The following is a 20,353-nucleotide window of genomic DNA, read 5'->3' on the forward strand; positions in this document are numbered from 1 at the left end:
TGGGCGTACTAGGTCTACCAGGCCGCATCGATCTGCGCGGCCAACGCCGACCCGGTGGCCGAATACCACGAAGCAGGCGAGCGCGAAGCGTTCCTGCGCGAGCGCGCCGCCATGGTCAAGCTGTGCGCGGGCATGTCGCCGGCCCAGGTGCAGGAAAGGCTGGCCTTTTTGGACACCGCCGCGCGCGCCGGACACGTGGGCGCGCAGATCGACTTTTACATGGAAGGCCCGTACGGGCGCGATTTCGATGTTGCCGACAACCCGGGCGACCCCACTGTCGTGCAATGGAAAACCGATGCGCTGGCCTACCTGAAGCAAGCGGGCCGCACCTGCGACCAGTTCGCGCTGGCGCTGCTGTCGACCGTCTACGATGCGGGCCAGCTCACCGGGCGCGATCCGGAGGCGGCCATGGCCTACAGTATCGCGGCCGCGGTGCCGCGCAAAAAGCTGCTTGCAGAGGCGCAGCTGCGCGAACGCTTTGGGGACGAGCTGTCGGCGGCGCAGTTTGCCAGCGCGCAGCAGCGCGGCGCCAGCCTGGCGCGCGAGGCTTGCGCCAAGTAGGCCGCAGCCTGACAATCCTGGTGCCAGCCGTCAGCCGCTCAGTGAATGATCTTGGCCAAGAATTCGCGCGCCCGCTCGGACGCCGGCTGCGTGAAAAACGCCTGCGTCGGCGTATCTTCGACAATCCGGCCGTGATCCATGAAGATGATGCGGTCGGCCACCTTGCGCGCAAAACCCATCTCGTGGGTTACCACCATCATCGTCATGCCCTCCTGCGCCAGGCCGACCATCACGTCGAGCACCTCGGTGATCATTTCCGGGTCGAGCGCGGAGGTGGGTTCGTCGAACAGCATTGCGACCGGGTCCATCGCCAGCGCGCGCGCGATCGCCACGCGCTGCTGCTGGCCGCCCGAGAGCTGGCTGGGAAACTTGTCCTGCTGCGCCAGCAAGCCAACCCGGTCCAGGTACTTCAGGCCGCGAACAGTGGCTTCCTCGCGCGTGCGCCCCAGCACCTTGATTTGCCCGAGCGTCAGGTTGTCGCGTACCGACAGGTGCGGGAACAGCTCGAAATTCTGGAACACCATGCCGATGCGCGCGCGAAGGCGCGACAGATCGGTCTTGGGCGCGCCCACCGACACGCCGTCGACGATCACTTCGCCCGCCTGGAACGGCTCCAGGCCGTTGACGGTCTTGATCAGGGTCGACTTGCCGGAGCCGGACGGGCCGCAGATGACCACCACGTCGCCCTTGTCGACGCGCGTGCTGCACTCGGCCAGCACCTTGAAAGCGCCGTACGACTTGCTGACATTTTTAAGTTCGATCATGTTGTTTTCTTGCCTGTTCGGGACGGGTGCGGTCGGCTTGACAGCACCCCCGCCCACTAGGATACTGCCAAACTTGCAATGAGAATGCTATTTTGCCCAGAAGGCAAGCTTAGGCTCATCGGCTCACTGACTCATCAACTCATCGGCCTACCAACAGGATGCGCACCATATGAACAAGAAGAATCGCCTCACCCTCTACATTCTCGGCGCACTGGTGCTCGGCCTGATCACCGGCTACGCCGCCAACCTGATGCTGGCCGATCCCAAACCGTTTGCCGATTACCTATCGCTGGTCACCACGGTGTTCCTGCGCCTGATCAAGATGATCATCGCCCCGCTCGTGTTCTCCACCCTGGTGGTGGGCATCGCCAAGATGGGCAGCGCCAGCGAGGTGGGACGCATCGGCGCCAAGGCGCTGCTGTGGTTCGTGCTAGCGTCGGTCATGTCGCTCTCGCTCGGCCTGGTGCTAGTGAACGTGCTGCAGCCGGGCGTGGGCATGGAACTCGAGCCCTTGGCCAAGACCGACATCACCACCGCCAGCTTGACGCTCAAAGAATTCGTCACCCACCTGGTGCCCGCGTCGATCGTCGATGGCATGGCCAAGAACGAGATTTTGCAGATCGTGATTTTCTCGCTGTTCTTCGGCACCGCGGCCGCTGCGGTGGGCGAACGCGCAAAACCGTTGATCGACGCGATCGACGGCGTGGCCCACGTCATGCTCAAGGTGACCGGCTACGTGATGAACCTGGCGCCGATCGCGGTGTTTGCCGCCGTGACGGCGATTATCGCCAAGAGCGGCCCGAAAGTGATCGCCAAGTACAGCGTTTTCATGGGCGAATTTTACCTCGGCATTGCGCTGTTGTGGCTGCTGCTGATTTTTGCCGGCTTCCTGTTCCTCGGTCCGCGCGTCATTGCGCTGCTGCGCGAACTGCGCGAACCGACACTGCTCGCGTTTTCGACCGCGTCGTCCGAAGCGGCCTTCCCCAAAACGCTGGAAGGCCTGGAGCGCTTTGGCGTGCGCAACCGGATTGCCGCCTTCGTGCTGCCGATCGGGTATTCGTTCAACCTCGACGGCTCGATGATGTACTGCACCTTCGCCACCATTTTCATCGCCCAGGCTTACGGCATTCACATGGAGTGGAGCACCCAGCTGACAATGATGCTGGTGCTGATGCTGACCTCCAAGGGCATGGCGGGCGTGCCGCGCGCCTCGCTGGTGGTGATTGCCGCCACGCTGGCGCAGTTTGGCCTGCCTGAACAAGGCTTGCTGCTGCTGCTCGGGATTGACCACTTCCTCGACATGGCGCGTTCGGCCACCAACGTCATCGGCAACGGCATCGCCACCGCCGTCGTGGCGAAGTGGGAAGGCGAACTGACCAATCCAACGCAGGAAGACCTGGCTACCGCCCCGCTGCCTTGAGCTGCCCCGCCCATTTATCAACACCCTAGTCAGTCCAGGAGACCGCATGCTTCGTAAAAATCCCGCGCAATCGATGTTGGCGCTGTTCGGCCTATTGTTCTTCATGGCCGCGCACGCCGAGTCGGCCGCGCCCAAGCTGGCCAATGTGACGATCCTGGCGACCGGGGGCACCATCGCCGGCACCGGCGCCTCGTCCACCACCACCGTCGGCTACACCGCCGCCACCGTCGGCGTGCAGCGCCTGATCGCGGCGGTGCCGGAACTGGCCAAGGTTGCCAACGTCAGCGGCGAGCAGGTGTTCCAGATCGCCAGCGAGAACATGAGCAATGAGCACTGGCTCACGCTGGCCAAGCGCGTCAATGTGTTGCTGGCCCAGCCGAATGTGGACGGCATCGTCATCACGCACGGCACCGATACGCTGGAAGAAACCGCTTATTTTTTAAACCTGGTCGTCAAGAGCCGTAAACCCGTGGTGCTGGTGGGCGCGATGCGGCCGTCGACCGCGATCTCGGCCGACGGCCCGATCAACTTGTATAACTCGGTGCTGCTCGCGGCCAGCCCGGAAGCGGTGGGCAAGGGCGTGCTGGTGGCGATGAATGACCAGATCCAGTCCGCGCGCGATGTCGCCAAGAGCAATACCTCGACGCTCGATGCGTTCCGCACTTCCGAGCTGGGCATGCTCGGTTATATCCAGGGCGGCAAACCGTTCTTTTATCGCCAGCAGCTGCGCAAGCATACGAGCGACACCGAGTTCGATATCGGCGCGCTGCAGGTGCTGCCGGCGGTGGAGATTGTGTATGGTTACGCGAATATGGGGCCGGTGGCGGTCGATGCGTTTGTGGCCACAGGCGCCAAGGGCATCATCCATGCGGGCGTGGGGGACGGCAGCCTGGCGTCCAAGGTCAAGCCGGCGCTGGTGGCGGCGCGCGCCAAGGGTGTGGTTGTGGTGCGCGCAAGCCGCGTGGGCCAGGGGATTTTGGCGCGCAATGGCGAGGCCAATGACGATGAGCTGGACTTTGTGGTGGCCGATACCTTGAGTGCGCAAAAGGCGCGCATCTTGCTGATGCTGGCGCTGACCAAAACCAGCAATACCAAGGAGATTCAGCGGATGTTTTATACCTACTGAGGCGGTGAGAAATGGCGGAATGCGCTGCGCTTTTCCGCCCTACGGGCGCATCCATGCAAAAGGTGCTCCATTCGCTGACGACACCGCGTAGGGCGGAAAAGCGCCAGCGCATTCCGCCACATTGTTGGCTATTTTTTCAGCCGCAACGGTCGCTGCGCGATGCAAACCAAGGCGTCACGTCGGCACCGGAGACGCCAGCAACTCTTCATCCTGCCTGGCCTGCTGCCGCTCCCACATCTGCCGGTACAAACCATCCTGCGCGAGCAGGGCCTGATGCGTGCCGCGCTCGACGATCTTGCCGTGATCGAGCACCAGGATCTGCTGCGCGTCGGCCACCGTCGAGAGCCGATGCGCAATCACCAGCGTGGTGCGGTTCTTTGCAATTTCCTTCAACTGCGCCTGGATCGCCTGCTCGGCCTTTGAATCGAGCGCCGATGTGGCCTCGTCAAAGATCAGGATCGCGGGATTTTTGAGCAGGGTGCGGGCAATTGCCACGCGCTGCTTTTCGCCGCCCGATAGCTTCAAGCCGCGCTCGCCCACCATGGTTCCATACCCGTCCGGCAAGGTCTCGATGAAGTCATGGATCGACGCCGCCCGCGCTGCCGCGACAATATCGTCCTGCGTGGCGCCCGGTTTGCCATAAGCGATGTTGTACCCGATGGTGTCATTGAACAGCACCGTATCTTGCGGCACAATGCCGATCGCGCTGCGCAGCGACTCTTGCGTGACGTGGCGCAGATCCTGGCCGTCGATGCTGATGCCACCGCTGTTGACGTCATAAAAGCGGAACAACAAGCGCGACAAGGTCGACTTGCCCGAGCCGCTGTGCCCCACCACCGCCGTGGTGGTCCCGGCCGGGATCGTGAAGTCCACGCCGAACAAAATCTCGCGATTGCTCTCGTAGCTGAAGTTCACGTTTGAAAACACGACCTGCGCGCCGCGCGTCTGCAGTGCCTTGGCGCGCGGGTCGTCGGCCACTTCCTTGTTCTGGTCCAGCAGCGAGAACAGGCGCTCCATGTCGGCCAGGCTTTGCTTGATCTCGCGGTAGATCACGCCCAGAAAATTGAGCGGAATGTACAGCTGGATCATGAAGGTATTGACCAGCACCAGGTCGCCCAACGTCATGCTCCCGGCGATCACGCCGGCGGTGGCGCGCCATAGGATCAGCGTGACGGCGGTGGCGATAATCAGGGACTGCCCTGTGTTGAGGAACGACAGCGAGGTCTGCGACTTGACTGCGGCGTTTTCAAACCCCTTCAGGCCTTCGTCGTAGCGCGTTGCTTCGTAATCCTCGTTGCCGAAGTACTTGACGGTTTCATAGTTGATCAGCGAGTCGATCGCTTTGGTGTTGGCCTTGGAATCGAGGTCGTTCATGGTGCGCCGGAAGTGCGTGCGCCAGTCGGTGACGAGGACGGTAAAGGCGATGTAGGTCACCAGCGCCACCGCGGTGATGACTGAAAACCAGATGTCGTAATGGGTCACCAGGTAACCGAGCACGAGCGTGATTTCGACCAGCGTGGGCAAGATATTAAACAGCGTGAACGAGATCAGCGAGCTGACGCCGCGCGTGCCGCGTTCGATATCGCGCGTCATGCCCCCGGTCTGGCGGTTCAGGTGAAAGCGCAGCGACAGCGCATGCAGGTGGCGAAACACGCGCAGGGCAATGGTGCGCACGGCGCGCTGCGTGACGCGCGAAAACAGGAACTCGCGCAGCTCGGTAAACACGGTTGTCGACAAGCGCAGCATGCCATAGGCGACCAGCGCCCCGAGCGGCAGCACCAGCAGCGCATGCGGGCTGGCCGGGTTGATGGTGAGCTGGTCGATGAGCTTTTTGAGCACCATCGGCACGCCCACGTTGGCCACCTTGGCGGCGATCAGGCAGGCCATGGCCGCCATCACGCGCCATTTGTAGACCCACAGGTAGGGAAACAGCGTCTGGATGACGGCCCAGTCGCTGCGGACTACGGCTTTGGGGTCGGCGACAGGGGGTGGCGTGCTGGAGGAATGGTGGCGCATTGGCAGAGGTCTGATATTTATGGTTCAATCTGGACGATTGTAGCCTTTCATGAGAATTCAAGATGACCACGCCCGAAAAAGACGCTTCCGCACCATCCACCACGGGCCTTCCTCCTGGCAAAATGCCGCAATTGCGGGTGATGCCGGCGCCGTCCGACGCCAATGTCTACGGCGATGTGTTCGGCGGCTGGATCATGGCGCAGGTCGACATTGCCGGTTCGCTGCCGGCCACGCGCCGCGCCAACGGCCGCGTTGCCACGATCGCGGTCAACTCCTTCGTATTCAAGCATCCCGTGTTCGTAGGCGACCTGCTGTCGTTTTACGCCGATATCGTCAAGGTCGGCAACACATCGGTGACCGTCTACGTCGAAGTGTATGCCGAGCGTAACCGCCTGCAGGCCGACACCGTCAAGGTGACCGAAGCGACGCTAACGTATGTGGCCACCGGCGACGACCGCAAGCCGCGCAAGCTGCCCGCGCTCGACAGCACCAGGGCCGACTGCTAAGGTGCCGGTGCAGCAGCAGCGCCGGATTTTCCTGCTGCGCGGCGCGCGCCTGGCCGGCCTGGGCGCCGCGCTGGGGGCGGCCGGCGCCAGCGTGGCGGCCCCGGCCCCGCGCGCGCAAGCTTATCCATTCAGTCTCGGTGTCGCTTCCGGTTCGCCCCTGCCCGACTCCGTTATTCTCTGGACGCGCATCCTGGCCGATCCGCTCAATGCACAGTCGATGCCGCCAGTGGCCGTTCCGGTGCGCTGGGAGGTGGCGCACGACCAGGCGTTTACCCGTATCGTCGCCGCGGGTACGGCAACCGCCTCGCCCGCACTGGCCCACAGCGTCCATGTAGACGTCAAGGGACTGGCACCGGCGCGCTGGTACTGGTACCGCTTCATGCTGGGCGACGCCGTCAGCCCGGCCGGGCGCACCCGCACCGCGCCCGCGCCGGGCACCATGCCCGGGCTGCTCAAGCTGGCCGTCGCCTCCTGCCAGCACTGGGAGTTTGGCGCGTACGCGGCGCACCGCCATATCGCAGCCGCCCATCCGGACCTGGTGGTGTTTTTGGGCGACTACATCTACGAGTGGGGACCGTACCAATTGCACCACCCGGCCAGCGCGCAGCGGGTGAACGAGTCGTACTCGCTGCCCGACTACCGCGCTCGCTACGCGCAGTACAAGAGCGACCCGGACCTGCAGGCGGCGCACCTGGCCGCGCCCTGGATCGTGACCTGGGACGACCATGAAGTGGCCAACGACTACGCGCGCGACCGCGACGAGCTGCTCACGCCCGACTTTGCAGCGCGCCGCGCCGCGGCCTACCAGGCCTTCTACGAGCACATGCCGCTGCGCCTGGCAACGCCGCGCTCGGGTGCCTTTGGCGACGTGCGTATCTACCAGCGCTATGACTGGGGCCAGCTGGCGCGCCTGCACGTGCTGGACGACCGCCAGTACCGCGCGGTGCAGGCGTGTGCGCCCAAGGGGCGCGGTGGTTCAAGCTCGGTCACGCGTGCCTGCAAGGCGTTGGCCGATCCGGCGCGCAGCATGCTCGGCGCGCAGCAGGAAGCGTGGCTGGCCGAAGGCTTTGCGTCGTCGAAAGCACGCTGGAATATCGTGGCGCAGCAAACGCCCATGGCGCAATCGAGCCAGCTGCCGCTCACTACGCCCGGTGGCGGGCGCTTCTGGAACGATGGCTGGGATGGCTATCCGGCGGCGCGCGCCCGGCTGTTCGATGCGCTGGTGGCGAGCCGCGCGGCCAATCCGGTGATCCTGTCGGGCGACGTGCATACTTTTTACGCGACTGATCTGTTGGCCGATTTCGGGCGCCCCGTCTCGGCGCGCAATCCCGTCATTGCCACCGAGTTGTGCGGCACTTCCGTTACCTCGAGCTCCAGGGGGCAGGCGCGCACGCAGCAGTTTGTCGACATGAACCCGCACATCAAATATGGCCGCAGCGACAAGCGGGGCTTCATGCTGATGGAAATTACGCCGGAATCGACTTCGACCGTTTTTGTCGGCCTGGACAATGTGCGCGACCCGAACAGCGCGGCGGCGCGCCTGGCCAGCTTTGGCGTCGCGAACGGTCGACCGGGCGCGCGGCGCACTGGATGAGGCAGCAAATCAGGTAGTAAAAACCACATTTCCCAGCACTTTTCTATCAAATATTGTAGTAAAACTACGTTTACGATATATTTGCCGCAACTAGACAACCGGTAAATACGATGCGCGACTTGGACCTTGTGGTATTTGGCGGTGTCGGCATCGACACCATCGTGCGCGTTCCCTGGCTGCCGCTGGCGACGGCAGACTCAATTCATGTGGGCCCGGTGCGCGACTACGTGGCCCATACCGGCAATGGCGTGGCGCTCGGCTCGCACGCGCTTGGGCGGGCCACGATGTTGGTCGACTTCATCGGCGACGATCCGCAGGCAGAACTGATCCACGCGCGTTACCGCGAGCGGGGCCTGCCCTTCAGCTATCTGATTCACCCAAGCGGCACGCGCCGCAGCGTGAACCTGGTTGACCCGGCGGGGCGGCGGCTCTCCTTGTATGACGCTCGCCATCCGGACGCGCTGCGCATGGAGCGCGCGTATTACCTGCCCTTCCTGGAGCGTGCCACGCATGCGCATTTTTCCATCGTGCCGTGGGCAGCGGATCTGTACGACGATGCGCAGGCGCTTGGCGTGATGGTGTCGACGGACCTGCATGACTGGGACGGCAGCAAACCTTATTACCATCTCTTCGCCTATCGTTCGGACATCGTGTTCATGAGTACCGCCGCCATGGGAGGGCGGCATGAACAGGTCATGCGCGAGATTTTCGCGCAGGGCCGCGCACAAGTCGTGGTGGCTACGGCCGGTGCGGCGGGCAGTTATTTCATGACGCGGGGCGAGCAGGTATCGCGGCACGTGCGGGTGGCGGGGATGGGACGGCCCATCGTTGACAGCAATGGCGCGGGCGATGCGTTTGCGGCGGCGTTTTTGGCCGGCTACGCGCAGGAGCGGGGGGTGTTGGAGTGCATGCAGATGGGAGCAGTCGCCGGCGAGCATGCGTGCGGGCTCGAGGGCACGGCGGAGGGGTTTTTGACGGGTGAGGAACTGCGCAATCTCCTGTGATCGAGGTCGGCGCGGGCTGAAAACAGGGGCACGCTGGCAAAGCAATCACGCCGATAACAACGCCAAGCCTCATCGTCCCGCGTTCCATGTCGCTGCAAAAGAGTAGGTCCACGAAGCCCCTTGTGCAGCAGCCTCGCTCGCGAGGCCGCTGGGGCTTGCCAGTTACGCGGCGGTCTTTTCGTCGCGCAGCTCGCGCCGCAGGATCTTGCCGACGTTGGTCTTGGGCAGATCGGTGCGGAACTCGATGTACTTCGGCTTCTTGTACGCGGTCAGCTGCTCTTTGCAGTAATCCATCAGCATCTCGGAGGTCAGGTTCGGATCCTTTTTCACCACGAACAGCTTCACAGCCTCGCCTGAATTTTTGTCCGGCACGCCCACGCACGCGCATTCGAGCACGCCCGGATGCGCGGAGACCACGCCTTCAATCTCGTTCGGATAGACGTTGAAGCCCGACACCAGAATCATGTCCTTCTTGCGGTCCACGATCCGGGTGTAGCCGCGTTCGTCCATGATGCCGACGTCGCCCGACTTGAAGAAGCCGTCGGCCGTCATGACCTTGGCCGTTTCATCGTCGCGCTGCCAGTAGCCGGCCATCACCTGCGGGCCACGAATCGCGATTTCGCCGGCGGTGCCCAGCGGGACCGGCTGGCCGTCGTCGTCCAGGATCTGGATTTCGGTGGACGGATACGGCAGGCCGATCATGCCGGTAAATTCCTTGATGTCGCAGCGGTTGGCGGTGGCCACCGGCGACGTCTCGGACAGACCATAGCCTTCGATGATCGGGGTGCCGGTCAGCTTGAGCCACTTGTCGGCCACGGCCTGCTGCACCGACATGCCGCCGCCGTTGCAGATCTTGTAGCTTGAAAAATCAAGCTTGTGGAAGTCGGCGTTGTTGAGCAAACCGTTGTACAGCGTATTCACGGCCGGGAAAATGTTGACCTTGTACTTGGCCAACTCCTTGACGAAACCGGGCATGTCGCGCGGATTTGGAATGAGCACGTTCAAGCCGCCCAGGCGCGTGCCCATCATGGCGCAAACGGTGAGCGAATAGATGTGGTACAGCGGCAGCGCGCAAATGAAGATGAGCTGCTGGTCCTTTGGCAGTGTATTCAAGGTCGGCTGCAGCCACGCTTCGTTTTGCAGCACGTTGGCGATCACGTTGCGGTGCAGGAGCACGGCGCCCTTGGACACGCCCGTGGTGCCGCCCGTGTACTGCAAAAAGGCGATGTCGTCATGACCGAGCTTGACGGGTTTGAGCGTCAGGCGCGTGCCTTCGGCGAGCACCTTGTTGAACGGGATCGCGGTTGGCAGCGAAAACGCCGGCACCATTTTTTTGACCTTGCGCACCACGAAGTTGACGATGGTGCCTTTTACGAAACCGAGCAAATCGCCCATGTTGGCGACGATGACGTGCTTGACCTTGGTTTTGGCCAGCACCTGTTCGACGGTGGTGGCGAAGTTCTCCAGCACGATGATCGCCTCGGCGCCCGAGTCGGAAAGCTGGTGCTGCAGTTCGCGCGGGGTGTACAGCGGATTGACATTGACGATCACGTAACCGGCGCGCAGCACGGCGGCCATGGCGACCGGATACTGCAAGACGTTGGGCATCATGATGGCCACGCGCGCACCTTGCTTGAGCCCGCGCGACTGCAGCCAGGCGCCCATCTGCCGCGACATCTGATCGAGCTCGCCATAGGTGATGGACTTGTCCATGCAGGCGAAGGCCTTGCGGTCGGCGTATTTCTTGAACGCTTCTTCGAGCAAGGCGTTGAGCGACCGGTACTGCGTGATGTCGATCTCCGTTGCCACGCCTTTTTCGTACGACTTAAGCCAAAACTTGTCCATCTGATGCCTCTCTCGTTGTTGTGTGCTTCTACCGTGCTTTCTAACGCAAAAGCCGCCCGAGCGGATCGGGCGGCTTTCGGTTTCCACTATTTACGCGGCTTTCTTTTCATCTCGCAGGACGCGGCGCAAGATCTTGCCGACGTTGGTCTTTGGCAGCTCGTCGCGAAACTCAATGTATTTCGGTTTCTTGTAGCCGGTGAACTGCTGCTTGCAGTAGTCCATCAACTGCTCGCTGGTCAGGTTCGGGTCCTTGCGCACCACGTACACCTTGACCGCTTCGCCGGAGTGCTCGTCGGGCACGCCGATGACGGCGCATTCCAGCACGCCCGGATGGAGCGCGATCACGCCTTCGAGTTCGTTCGGGTAGACGTTAAAGCCGGAGACCAGGATCATGTCCTTCTTGCGATCGACAATCTTGACGTAGCCGTTGGCGTCCATGACGCCCACGTCGCCCGACTTGAAAAAGCCGTCGGCGGTCATGACCTTGGCCGTTTCGTCGGCGCGGTTCCAGTAGCCGGCCATCACCTGCGGGCCGCGGATCGCGATTTCGCCCGGCTCGCCCAATGCCACCGGATGGCCGTCGTCGTCCAAGATGGCGATTTCGGTCGACGGCACCGGCAGGCCGATGGTGCCGGAAAACTCGGTCAGGTCGGCCCGATTGCAGGTGGCTACGGGCGACGTTTCGGACAAGCCGTAGCCTTCGATGATGCAGGTGCCCGTGAGTTTTTTCCACTTGTCGTTGACGGCCTGCTGCACGGCCATGCCGCCGCCATTGGAAATTTTCAGGCCTGAAAAATCGACCTTGCCGATGTCAGGATGGTTGACCAGCGCGTTGTAGAGCGTGTTCACCGCCGGCAGCATGTTGATCTTGTACTTGGCCAGCTCCTTGATGAAGCCCGGGATATCGCGCGGGTTCGGGATCAGGATATTGAGCGCGCCCACGCGGGTGCCCCACATGGCGCACGCCGTCAGCGCAAAGATGTGATACAACGGCAGCGCGCACACGATGACGACCTGCTCGACGACCGGCGCGCGCACCAGGGCCGGCTGCGACCACGCTTCGCTTTGCAGCACGTTGGCGATGATGTTGCGGTGCGTGAGCGTGGCCCCTTTCGACACGCCCGTGGTGCCGCCCGTGTACTGCAAAAAGGCGACGTCCGATGCGCTGGCCTTGACCGGCGTGAAGGTCATTTTTTCGCCCTGGGCCAGCACGTCCTTGAAGCGCAGCGCGTTCGGCAGCGAAAACGCCGGCACCATTTTTTTGACGTTGCGCACCACGAAATTGACGATCATGCCTTTCAGGCCACCGAGCATTTCGCCCATGCTGGCCACGACGATGTGCTTGACGCCGGTCTTGGCCAGCACCTGTTCGAGCGTGGTGGCGAAGTTCTCCAGCACGATGATCGCTTCGCTGCCCGAGTCGTTGAGCTGGTGTTCCAGTTCGCGCGGCGTGTACAGCGGGTTGACGTTGACGACTGTGTAGCCGGCGCGCAGGATGGCGGCAATCGCGATCGGGTACTGCAGCACGTTGGGCATCATTACCGCCACGCGCGCGCCTTTTTTCAGGCCGCGCGTCTGCAGCCAGGCGGCCATACGCCTGGAATACAGGTCGACTTCACGGTAGGTGAGGAACTTGTCCATGCAGACGTAGGCATTGCGGTCTGCGAATTTGGTGAAAGACTCTTCCAGCAACTGGACGAGCGAGCCGTATTGGTCAGGATTGATCTCCGACGGCATGTTTGCGGGATAGGATTTCAGCCAAAATTTGTCCATCGAATGCCTCTGTCTCAAATAATTATATTGTTGGATCTGGCGGCACCCTGCCAGTCGCGTTGCTTTTTAGATTAAAAAGAACGAGCATGCGTTTTATCACACCTGCTTGTGATGCTATCGGGCAGACGGCTTGGACGCAAGCGCTTTTGCTGGTATTCGAGCAAGACCTCTATCCGGAGGATCATTGCTGCGCTGCAGCAACAACAGCTATCGGTCCGCCGAGGCGTTTGAGCTGGGTATGGCGTTCGTCTTTGTCAAGTTCGGCAAGGACGCGGGCGGCGGCATAAAAGCGGGAAAAGGTCTTTTCGCGCGCCAGCAAGGCGCGGAAAGCGGGGATGAAATCGTTATAAGTGGCAATTGATGCCAGGTGCGCGTTGGACAGCGGTTCGGCGAAAAAGCGGTCGTAGCCGGCAAAGCCGCCCCAGCTAAGCTTAAGCAACTGGTAGTCATCCTTGAGCTTTTGGAACAGGCGCGCCTTGGCGGCGCGCTTGTTGGCTTGGCTGGCCTTGGAAGCGTAGGTTTCTTCCAGCGCGCTGCGGCAGGTGAGCAACAGTTTCAGAAATTCCTTCTTGCGCGCGGAAAACTTGATGTAATTGTCGCGTATGGCCTGGTTGCCGTAGCTGCTCAGCCAGCGCTCCACGCCGGCCTCCTCCACCGCGCTGGCGAACGATTCATTGAACTGGGAATCGCCCTGCACGTACACCACCTGGTGCGACAATTCGTGGAACAGCAGGCGCGCCAGTTCGGCGTCCGGGTAGTAGATGAAGGTCGAAATCAGCGGATCGTCGAACCAGCCGAGCGTGGAATAGGCCGGCACGCCGCCGACCTGCACGTCGTTGCCCGCGGCGCGCAGTTCGCGTCCGTAGGCTGCGGCGTCTTCCTTGCTGTAGTAGCCGCGGTAACTGACGCAGCCAGCCACCGGGAAGCACCACTGGACGGGCTTGAGCGAGAGCTCGGGCGTGGCGACGACATTCCACAGCACGAAGGGGCGCGCGAGCGACGCGTAGTTTTTATAGCTGTTGTTGTCGGGCAGGCCAAGCTCGTGCACGGCGAAGGTGCGGATCTGGCGCGCGGTGGCCAGGCGCGTCCTGAGTTTGGCGTCGGTGTTCTGGTCGGCCAGCCATTCTTCGATGGGTCGGGCGTCGGAAAGCAGCGTCAGCTGGCCCTGCGCGGCCTGGGCGTAGTAATTTAGGCTAGAACAACTGACAAGCATGGTCGCCGCCGCGCACATCAACATGCATCCTTTGGCTGTGCGGCTGAACTTCATGCGCGATCCTTTTTTCAAGCGGCTTTTTCCACCTGCACTAGTGTGTCATAGAAAGTCGGGGCGCGGCCCATGTCGGTCAAGGCCTGGCTTGTCACTTGGTTGGCGTTCTTGCCATCGCTGGCGAGCTTTTTCCACCATACTGACAGACCAACGACCAGTCCGGCGCGCGCCTTCGGCGTAATGCGCGCCTTGCACACGAATGCGCCGCGATCGTTGTAAATGCGCACCATATCGCCGTCTGCAATGCCGCGCGGCGTGCAATCGTCCGGGTGCATGTCCAGCCGCGGTTCGCCTTCGGTGCCGCGCAGGCTGATGACGTTGACGAAGGTCGAATTGAGAAAGTTGCGCGCCGGTGGAGAAATCATGGCCAGCGGGTATTTGGCGGCCAGTAGCGGGTTGCTGGCCCGCGATTCATAGGGCGCGATGTAGCATGGCAGCGGGTCCAGGCCGTCGGCCAGCATGCTCGCCGAATAAAACTCGCACTTGCCCGACGGCGTAGGAAAGTTGCCGTTGGCGAAAGGCGCATCCGGCATTGCCAGCTTTTGCCAACCCTTGCGCTTGAGCGACTCCCAGTCGAAGTGAACCGCGCGCGCGTGGGTCTTGTCAAATGCCTGGGCGGCGAGTTGGTCGTCGCTTTCCTGGAAGCAGGGGTCGTCAAAGCCCATGCGCGCGGCGAGCAGGCGGAACACTTCCGTGTTCGGCTTGGCTTCGCCCAAGGGGGCGATGGCGGCGTTGTTGGCCATCATGTACAGGTGGCCGTAGGCGTGGTGCACGTCAATGTGCTCGAGCTGCGTGGTGGCGGGCAGCAAGATGTCGGCGTAGTCGGCGCTGTCGGTCTGGAAGTGTTCCAGCACCACCGTGAACAGGTCGTCGCGCAAAAAGCCGCGCATCACCTTGTCGGAATCGGGGGCAATCGCCAGCGGGTTGGCGTTGTAGACAATGACCGCTTCGATCCTGGGACCGAACTCGGGCGAGCTCTCGCGCAGCAAATCGTCGCCGATGGTGGTCATGTTGATGGTGCGCGCCGGCGTGGTCAGCAAGTCCGGACGCTGCATGGCCGGCTTGTTGAGAGGAAACGAGCCGGAAGTCGACAGCTGGATGCCCCCGGCCGCGTGGCGCCATGCGCCCACCAGCGCCGGCAGGCAGGCGATGTTGCGCACGGCCATGCCACCGCCGCGCACGCGTTGCACGCCGTAGTTGGTACGGATGGCAACCGGTTCGCCGCGCCGCGCCGCCTGGCCGTATGCGCGCGCCAGGCCCAGCACTTCGTTGGTCGAAATGCCGCAGGTGTCGGCCGTGCGTTCCGGGGTCCATTCGGCCACGCGCAGTTTCAGCTCCGCGAAGCCGAGCGTGTATTGGTCGATGTAATCCTGGTCAACGAGGTCTTCGGCGATCAGCACGTGCATCAGGCCCAGCGCCAGCGCCGAATCCGTGCCGGGTAGCAGGGCAATGTGCTGGTGGCATTTTTCAGCCGTCAGCGAGCGGTACGGGTCGATCGCGATCAACTTCGCGCCGCGCCGCTTGGCTTCCTGCGCGCGCATCCAGAAATGCAGGTTGGAGGCAATCGGGTTGCCGCCCCAGATGATGATCAGTTTGGCATCCTGGAATTGCTCGATATCGGTGCCGATGGTGGCGCCGATGGTGTATTTATAACCGATGAAGCCCGCCATGGCGCAAATGGTACGGTCCAGCAAGGAGGCGCCCAGTTTGTGGAAGAAGCGCGCCGACATCGACTCGCCCTGCACTTGCCCCATGGTGCCGCAATAACTGTAAGGCAAAATTGCCTGAGGAGCGCGGGCGACGATGCCGCCCAGTCGGGTGGCGATCTCGTCGATTGCCTGTTCCCAGGTGATGCGTTCAAACTTGCCCTCGCCCTTGTTGCCCACGCGGCGCATCGGATGCAGCAGGCGGTCGGCATGGTAGGTGCGCTCGGCGTAGCGCGCGACCTTGGTGCACAGCACGCCGGCCGTGGTCGGATGGTCGGGATCGCCTTTGACCTCGGTGGCGACGCCATCCTCGACGGTAATGAGCAGCGCGCAGGTATCGGGGCAGTCGTGCGGACAGGCGGCACGCACTTGGGTAATGGTCATCAGCGATCCAGGAAAAAATCACGGGGCGAAACCGCTACTGTAAACGATTCCCGCCACCCTCATGCAATGCCCCACGGGAAGAAGTCCACCCCGGGATCAGCAGGGCTACAATAGTTCGGCAAATGCATTAACATTCGGACATTAGGAGAACCACATGAAACTCGTCGAACCCATCATCGCCTTCCAGTCGGAACTGCAGCAAATTCGGCGCGATCTGCATGCGCATCCGGAACTTTGTTATGAAGAGCAGCGCACTTCGGACGTGGTCGCCGCGCGCCTGACCGAATGGGGAATTTCGGTCGTGCGCGGGCTGGGCGTGACGGGCGTGGTGGGCATCATCAAGAACGGCTCGTCCGCGCGGGCGATCGGCCTGCGCGCCGATATGGATGCGCTGCCCATGCAAGAGAGCAATAGCTTCGAACACGCCTCTGTTCACCCGGGAAAGATGCACGCCTGTGGCCACGACGGCCACACGGCCATGCTGCTCGGAGCGGCGCATCACCTGGCCACGCACCGCCATTTTGACGGCACGGTGTATCTGATTTTCCAGCCCGCCGAAGAAGGCGGCGGCGGCGCCAGGCGAATGATGGAAGACGGCTTGTTCGAGCAGTTTCCCATGGATGCAGTCTACGGCATGCACAACTGGCCGGGCCTGGAAATGGGAACGTTCAATATCGTGGCCGGGCCCATGATGGCGTCCAGCAACGAGTTTCACGTCGTGGTCAAGGGCAAGGGCGCGCACGCGGCCCAGCCGCACAAGGGTGTCGATCCCGTCATGGTGGCGGTGCATATCGCGCAAAGCTGGCAAACCATCGTGTCGCGCGAGAAAAACCCGCTTGATACGGCCGTGCTGTCGATCACCCAAATCCACGCCGGCAGCGCCACCAACGTCATCCCCGACGAAGCGGTGCTGATCGGTACCGTGCGCACCTTTACCACGCCGGTGCTGGACTTGATCGAACAGCGCATGGAAGAGGTCGCCAGGCATACCGCGGCCGCTTTCAACGCCGACATCGACTTCACGTTCAAGCGCAATTACCCGCCGCTGGTCAATCATGCCAAGGAAACGGCGTTCGCGATCGAGGCGATGAAGGCGGTCGCCGGGCCGGAGCGGGTCGACAGCAATACCGCGCCGACCATGGGTGCCGAAGATTTCGCCTACATGCTGCAGGCCAAGCCAGGCTGCTATGTCTTCATCGGCAATGGCGAAGGCAGCCACCGCGCGGGCGGCCACGGCCTGGGGCCTTGCCAGTTGCACAATGCGAGCTACGATTTCAACGACAGCCTGCTGCCGATCGGGGCCAGCTACTGGGTGCGCCTGGCGGAAATGAGCTTGCCGCTGGCCTGACAGCACGCAGCTCAGGGACAACGGTCCGGGCCGGCGCCAAGGCGCTGCCCCGGATTTTTTTTCTCCAGCGCCAGCAAGGCAGCTGCATGGTCGGCGTGCGGGTGGTCAGCGGCGATGCTCTGGAACGACTCCGTCACCAGCGCTGCGACCGGCAGCACCAGGCCCGCGTCGGCCGCCGCCGCCAGTACATTGCGCAAGTCCTTGAGCTGGCTTTTAACCTGGCCGCCGGGCATGAAATTGCGGTCGAGCATGCGCTGGCCGTGCAGCTCGAGGATGCGGCTTTCGGCAAAGCCACCCCGGATCGCATCGCGCACGGCATGCGGATCCGCGCCGGCCGCCTGCGCCAGCAGCAAGGCTTCGGCGACGATGCCAAGCGTGGCGCCAACGATCAGTTGGTTGCACAGTTTGGCGACCTGGCCGCTGCCTGCGGGACCGACCAGCGTTGCGCGTCCCATCGCCGTCAGAACCGGCATGGCCTCGGTAAAGTCATCCATGGCGCCGCCGGCCATGATCGCCAGCGTGCCCGCCTCGGCGCCGGCGACGCCACCGGAGACGGGCGCATCGACGAAGCGGCAACCATGCCGGACCAGATTGGCGTGAAAGACCAGCGCTTCGGCGTGCGCCGTGGAACTCATGTCGATCCACAGCGTGCGCGGCGCCAGCGCGGGCAAGGCGGCCGCGATCACCTCGTCCACGGCGTCGCCCGCTTCCAGCATCGAGATCACGATGCCGGCGCCGCGCACCGCTTCGGCCACGCTGGCGAACGGTTCGGCGCCGGCCGGGTGCAGCGACTGCGCTTTTGCAGCGGTCCGGTTCCAGACGCGCACCGGGTAGCCGGCCTGCAACAGGCGCAAGGCCATGGGCCTGCCCATCAATCCGATGCCGATAAATACGATTGGTAGTTGTGTCAATGTCGCTCCATTCATTATGTCACGCGTGCGCGCCCTCGAAATGACCGCGAGGCCGGTACAATGCTTGCTGTTCAATTATCCTTCGCCGAAGCACCCATGATAGCCCCAACGCAATTCAACGTCCTCGCCGTGCTCCTTGCGCTGGCTGTGCCGCTGCCCGCGCTGGCTGGCGCGCCGACGCCGGACGGCGCGTCGCTCGAGTATGGATCGGGTTCCAAAGTCGCGCTGCTGCGCGCCGGGCTGCAGTCACACTGGGAGCGGCGCTGGTTCGAGCACAATGGCAGGCATATCGGCGCCTACTGGGACGTGCAGCTGGCGCGTTGGCAAGGGCGGGCCTACCAAAACGTCAAGGGGCAGAACCAGAATATTACCGACTTCGGACTGACGCCGGTGTTTCGCTGGCAGGCTGACGAGCGCAAGGGCTGGTACCTGGAAGGCGGGATCGGCGTGCACTGGCTGTCGGCGCTGGTCGACAATGACGCCAACTGCCTGTCAACCCGTTTCCAGTTCGGCGACCATGCGGGTGCCGGCTATGTGTTGGACAATGGCTGGGACCTGGGCTTGAAGGTCCAGCATTTTTCAAACGGGGGCATCAAGAAGCCGAACAGCGGCGTCAATTTTGTCGTGGTCAAAGTTACCCGTGCTTTTTAATCAGGCGCCGTAAGACGCCAATGGCTGCGCGAAACTGAGCAGCCACAGGCTTAGCTCGCGCTCGGCGCCCCTGGCCACGCGCACGCGGTTGGTGGCGGCGCTCCCCGCAACGATATTGCCGCCGGCATCAACCTCGAAGCCGGTGACGTCGGCGTCTACAACTTCGTTCCCTCGCGCATCGAATACCCGGGTTGCCATGCCAAAGTCGTTGTCGTTGGTAATGGCCAGTGTGTGCGCGTCCACCAGCGCCAAGCCTTCCGCTTTTTCAGCGACCCAGCCGATGCCATTCAGGCTTAGCAGTTCCGTCTTTTTCAACGGTGTCACGGCCGACCAGTCGGCGCCATTCACGGGGGAGCCGCCCATGCTGCTGCGTTCCAGGTCCGCCGTTGCCGGATTGAAAGCGGCGGCGCCGATGTCCGTGGCGGCGGCCGTGTCGACCAGCATCAGCTTGTTGAACACGTGGCCGTGCTCGCCCTCGCCCTGTTCGATCACGATGAACTTTCCGCCACCGAGCGCTACCACGTCGCCCAGCTTGGCATTGCCGGTGCGCCCGTCGGCAAACTGCGCCCCGGCCAGCGGATAGGCCATCATCCGCAGCGTCGAAGCGCTGGCCGGGTCGAACTCGACCCAGCGCAGGAAGGCGGCGTAGCGTTCGATTTTTTCGACCTTCTCAGTGACGGCGTAGGGCGCCGCGCCATCGCTCAGCGGACTTTGCAGGAAGGCGTGGAGGGTGTCGGTGGCGGGGTCGAGCGTCATGCCCTCCATGCCGCGGTTTGCGCGCCGCCGGGCCAGGATGGATGGCAAGCCGCTGCCCGGTGCATACCGTTCCAGCATCGCACCACTATCCGGATCGATCTTCATCAGGAACGGGCCATACTCGTCGGCCACCCACAGCACGCCGCGCTGGCGGTCGTAGGCGATCGCTTCGCTGTCGATGCCTCCGGCGTGAAAAACCGCTTTGCCGCCGGCGTCGAAACGCAGGGCATCATGCAGGGGAATTTCCGCTGCATCGGGCAGCGGCAAGCCGGACGCCATCAAGGTGGGGGAGATGCGGATTGGCAGGCTGGACGCAAGCGCGGCCCCGTGCGCGCCGACCCGCAGCAGCCCGATCGCCGGCGTAAAACCAGGCGCGGGGAATAGCTTGCTGTCCATCATGCCAGCGCCGTCGAGGGACGGCAGGCGCGGCCCGTCGCCGTTCGGACCGCGGTCGGTCAGGCAGAAAAACTCCAGGTCGCCATCGGAGCCGACGCCCTTGAACGCCAGTCCCGAACCGTACGAGGGCGAAAAACCGTCCGGGAAGTCTTGCTGCACGTGAGGGTCGGCGCCTTCGTAAGGCACATTCAAGGCGGCGGGCACGGCCACGACGTGACGCGTGACGGTGACGCCGACCGCGCCGAGCGGGGTGCTCTGGGTATAGCTTGCGTGACTGGACATGTTGATGACTATACCTTAGAACCTTTGATATTTCGCAAACCTG

Annotated in this window: 16 protein-coding genes; 8 read left to right on the plus strand and 8 right to left on the minus strand. The window is 63.0% G+C overall.

Translation table 11 applies throughout. From position 1 onward, the window contains the following. Positions 1–54: 54 nt before the first annotated feature. On the plus strand, positions 55–561 hold the full coding sequence (locus ACP7D4_RS09495) for a hypothetical protein (protein ID WP_426103877.1): 507 nt from the start codon (positions 55–57) through the stop codon (positions 559–561). Between the two features lie 38 nt (positions 562–599). Here the strand turns inward: ACP7D4_RS09495 and ACP7D4_RS09500 are convergent, their stop codons facing one another. Next, positions 600–1,325, minus strand: coding sequence for an amino acid ABC transporter ATP-binding protein (locus ACP7D4_RS09500; protein ID WP_426103878.1), 726 nt, complete (start codon positions 1,323–1,325; stop codon positions 600–602). A gap of 169 nt (positions 1,326–1,494) precedes the next feature. Here ACP7D4_RS09500 and ACP7D4_RS09505 point away from each other — a divergent pair, with 169 nt between their 5' ends. After that, complete coding sequence (locus ACP7D4_RS09505) at positions 1,495–2,745, plus strand: dicarboxylate/amino acid:cation symporter (protein WP_426103879.1); 1,251 nt, start codon at positions 1,495–1,497, stop codon at positions 2,743–2,745. Between the two features lie 46 nt (positions 2,746–2,791). After that, positions 2,792–3,871: a type II asparaginase gene (locus tag ACP7D4_RS09510; RefSeq protein WP_426103880.1), complete on the plus strand. Its 1,080-nt coding sequence runs from the start codon at positions 2,792–2,794 to the stop codon at positions 3,869–3,871. A 174-nt stretch (positions 3,872–4,045) separates the two neighbouring features. Here ACP7D4_RS09510 and ACP7D4_RS09515 read toward each other — a convergent pair whose 3' ends face one another. Continuing rightward, positions 4,046–5,887: an ABCB family ABC transporter ATP-binding protein/permease gene (locus ACP7D4_RS09515; protein ID WP_426103881.1), complete on the minus strand. Its 1,842-nt coding sequence runs from the start codon at positions 5,885–5,887 to the stop codon at positions 4,046–4,048. Between the two features lie 62 nt (positions 5,888–5,949). Here ACP7D4_RS09515 and ACP7D4_RS09520 point away from each other — a divergent pair, with 62 nt between their 5' ends. From ACP7D4_RS09520 to ACP7D4_RS09530, 3 genes are all read left to right on the plus strand, one after another. After that, positions 5,950–6,393, plus strand: a complete 444-nt coding sequence (locus ACP7D4_RS09520; protein ID WP_426103882.1) for an acyl-CoA thioesterase — start codon at positions 5,950–5,952, stop codon at positions 6,391–6,393. Positions 6,394–6,400: 7 nt separating this feature from the next. Further along, the gene (locus ACP7D4_RS09525; protein WP_426208802.1) at positions 6,401–7,987 is read left to right on the plus strand and encodes an alkaline phosphatase D family protein; all 1,587 of its coding nucleotides are present in this window, start codon (positions 6,401–6,403) and stop codon (positions 7,985–7,987) included. Between the two features lie 110 nt (positions 7,988–8,097). Beyond that, a complete protein-coding gene (locus tag ACP7D4_RS09530) occupies positions 8,098–8,991 on the plus strand; it encodes a carbohydrate kinase family protein (protein ID WP_426208804.1) in 894 nt (297 codons plus the stop codon). A 162-nt stretch (positions 8,992–9,153) separates the two neighbouring features. Here ACP7D4_RS09530 and ACP7D4_RS09535 read toward each other — a convergent pair whose 3' ends face one another. The 4 genes from ACP7D4_RS09535 to ACP7D4_RS09550 form a co-directional block, all read right to left on the minus strand. Next, positions 9,154–10,836 carry a long-chain fatty acid--CoA ligase gene (locus tag ACP7D4_RS09535; protein ID WP_426208806.1) on the minus strand — a complete coding sequence of 561 codons (1,683 nt, stop codon included), beginning with the start codon at positions 10,834–10,836 and terminating at the stop codon, positions 9,154–9,156. A gap of 90 nt (positions 10,837–10,926) precedes the next feature. Continuing rightward, on the minus strand, positions 10,927–12,609 hold the full coding sequence (locus tag ACP7D4_RS09540; RefSeq protein ID WP_426103886.1) for a long-chain fatty acid--CoA ligase: 1,683 nt from the start codon (positions 12,607–12,609) through the stop codon (positions 10,927–10,929). 181 nt (positions 12,610–12,790) lie between these two features. Then, the gene (locus ACP7D4_RS09545) at positions 12,791–13,876 is read right to left on the minus strand and encodes an aminopeptidase (protein WP_426208808.1); all 1,086 of its coding nucleotides are present in this window, start codon (positions 13,874–13,876) and stop codon (positions 12,791–12,793) included. A 14-nt stretch (positions 13,877–13,890) separates the two neighbouring features. Further along, positions 13,891–15,966: a molybdopterin-containing oxidoreductase family protein gene (locus ACP7D4_RS09550; RefSeq protein WP_426208810.1), complete on the minus strand. Its 2,076-nt coding sequence runs from the start codon at positions 15,964–15,966 to the stop codon at positions 13,891–13,893. A 154-nt stretch (positions 15,967–16,120) separates the two neighbouring features. Between ACP7D4_RS09550 and ACP7D4_RS09555 the strand changes: the two genes are divergently transcribed. After that, positions 16,121–17,314 (plus strand): M20 aminoacylase family protein, encoded by a 1,194-nt coding sequence (locus tag ACP7D4_RS09555; protein ID WP_426208811.1) that lies wholly within the window; start codon positions 16,121–16,123, stop codon positions 17,312–17,314. Between the two features lie 11 nt (positions 17,315–17,325). On the opposite strand, the gene ACP7D4_RS09560 is transcribed toward ACP7D4_RS09555, so the two are convergent. Beyond that, complete coding sequence (locus ACP7D4_RS09560; protein ID WP_426208813.1) at positions 17,326–18,240, minus strand: NAD(P)-dependent oxidoreductase; 915 nt, start codon at positions 18,238–18,240, stop codon at positions 17,326–17,328. Between the two features lie 81 nt (positions 18,241–18,321). Here ACP7D4_RS09560 and ACP7D4_RS09565 point away from each other — a divergent pair, with 81 nt between their 5' ends. After that, the gene (locus ACP7D4_RS09565) at positions 18,322–18,876 is read left to right on the plus strand and encodes an acyloxyacyl hydrolase (RefSeq protein WP_426103891.1); all 555 of its coding nucleotides are present in this window, start codon (positions 18,322–18,324) and stop codon (positions 18,874–18,876) included. Here ACP7D4_RS09565 and ACP7D4_RS09570 read toward each other — a convergent pair whose 3' ends face one another. After that, positions 18,877–20,310 carry an esterase-like activity of phytase family protein gene (locus tag ACP7D4_RS09570; RefSeq protein ID WP_426208815.1) on the minus strand — a complete coding sequence of 478 codons (1,434 nt, stop codon included), beginning with the start codon at positions 20,308–20,310 and terminating at the stop codon, positions 18,877–18,879. Between the last annotated feature and the right edge of the window lie 43 nt (positions 20,311–20,353).

It is taken from the genome of Massilia sp. TWP1-3-3, assembly GCF_049897805.1.
Lineage (GTDB): Bacteria > Pseudomonadota > Gammaproteobacteria > Burkholderiales > Burkholderiaceae_D > Telluria_A.

What these genes read in the sequence shown, in the direction of transcription:
- ACP7D4_RS09550 (WP_426208810.1), bottom strand. Translation starts at nt 15,966, where the DNA reads ATGACCATTACCCAAGTGCGTGCCGCCTGTCCGCACGACTGCCCCGAT.
- ACP7D4_RS09505 (WP_426103879.1), top strand. Translation starts at nt 1,495, where the DNA reads ATGAACAAGAAGAATCGCCTCACCCTCTACATTCTCGGCGCACTGGTG.
- ACP7D4_RS09540 (WP_426103886.1), bottom strand. Translation starts at nt 12,609, where the DNA reads ATGGACAAATTTTGGCTGAAATCCTATCCCGCAAACATGCCGTCGGAG.
- ACP7D4_RS09535 (WP_426208806.1), bottom strand. Translation starts at nt 10,836, where the DNA reads ATGGACAAGTTTTGGCTTAAGTCGTACGAAAAAGGCGTGGCAACGGAG.
- ACP7D4_RS09570 (WP_426208815.1), bottom strand. Translation starts at nt 20,310, where the DNA reads ATGTCCAGTCACGCAAGCTATACCCAGAGCACCCCGCTCGGCGCGGTC.
- ACP7D4_RS09530 (WP_426208804.1), top strand. Translation starts at nt 8,098, where the DNA reads ATGCGCGACTTGGACCTTGTGGTATTTGGCGGTGTCGGCATCGACACC.
- ACP7D4_RS09500 (WP_426103878.1), bottom strand. Translation starts at nt 1,325, where the DNA reads ATGATCGAACTTAAAAATGTCAGCAAGTCGTACGGCGCTTTCAAGGTG.
- ACP7D4_RS09520 (WP_426103882.1), top strand. Translation starts at nt 5,950, where the DNA reads ATGACCACGCCCGAAAAAGACGCTTCCGCACCATCCACCACGGGCCTT.
- ACP7D4_RS09565 (WP_426103891.1), top strand. Translation starts at nt 18,322, where the DNA reads ATGATAGCCCCAACGCAATTCAACGTCCTCGCCGTGCTCCTTGCGCTG.
- ACP7D4_RS09545 (WP_426208808.1), bottom strand. Translation starts at nt 13,876, where the DNA reads ATGAAGTTCAGCCGCACAGCCAAAGGATGCATGTTGATGTGCGCGGCG.
- ACP7D4_RS09510 (WP_426103880.1), top strand. Translation starts at nt 2,792, where the DNA reads ATGCTTCGTAAAAATCCCGCGCAATCGATGTTGGCGCTGTTCGGCCTA.
- ACP7D4_RS09555 (WP_426208811.1), top strand. Translation starts at nt 16,121, where the DNA reads ATGAAACTCGTCGAACCCATCATCGCCTTCCAGTCGGAACTGCAGCAA.
- ACP7D4_RS09560 (WP_426208813.1), bottom strand. Translation starts at nt 18,240, where the DNA reads ATGAATGGAGCGACATTGACACAACTACCAATCGTATTTATCGGCATC.
- ACP7D4_RS09515 (WP_426103881.1), bottom strand. Translation starts at nt 5,887, where the DNA reads ATGCGCCACCATTCCTCCAGCACGCCACCCCCTGTCGCCGACCCCAAA.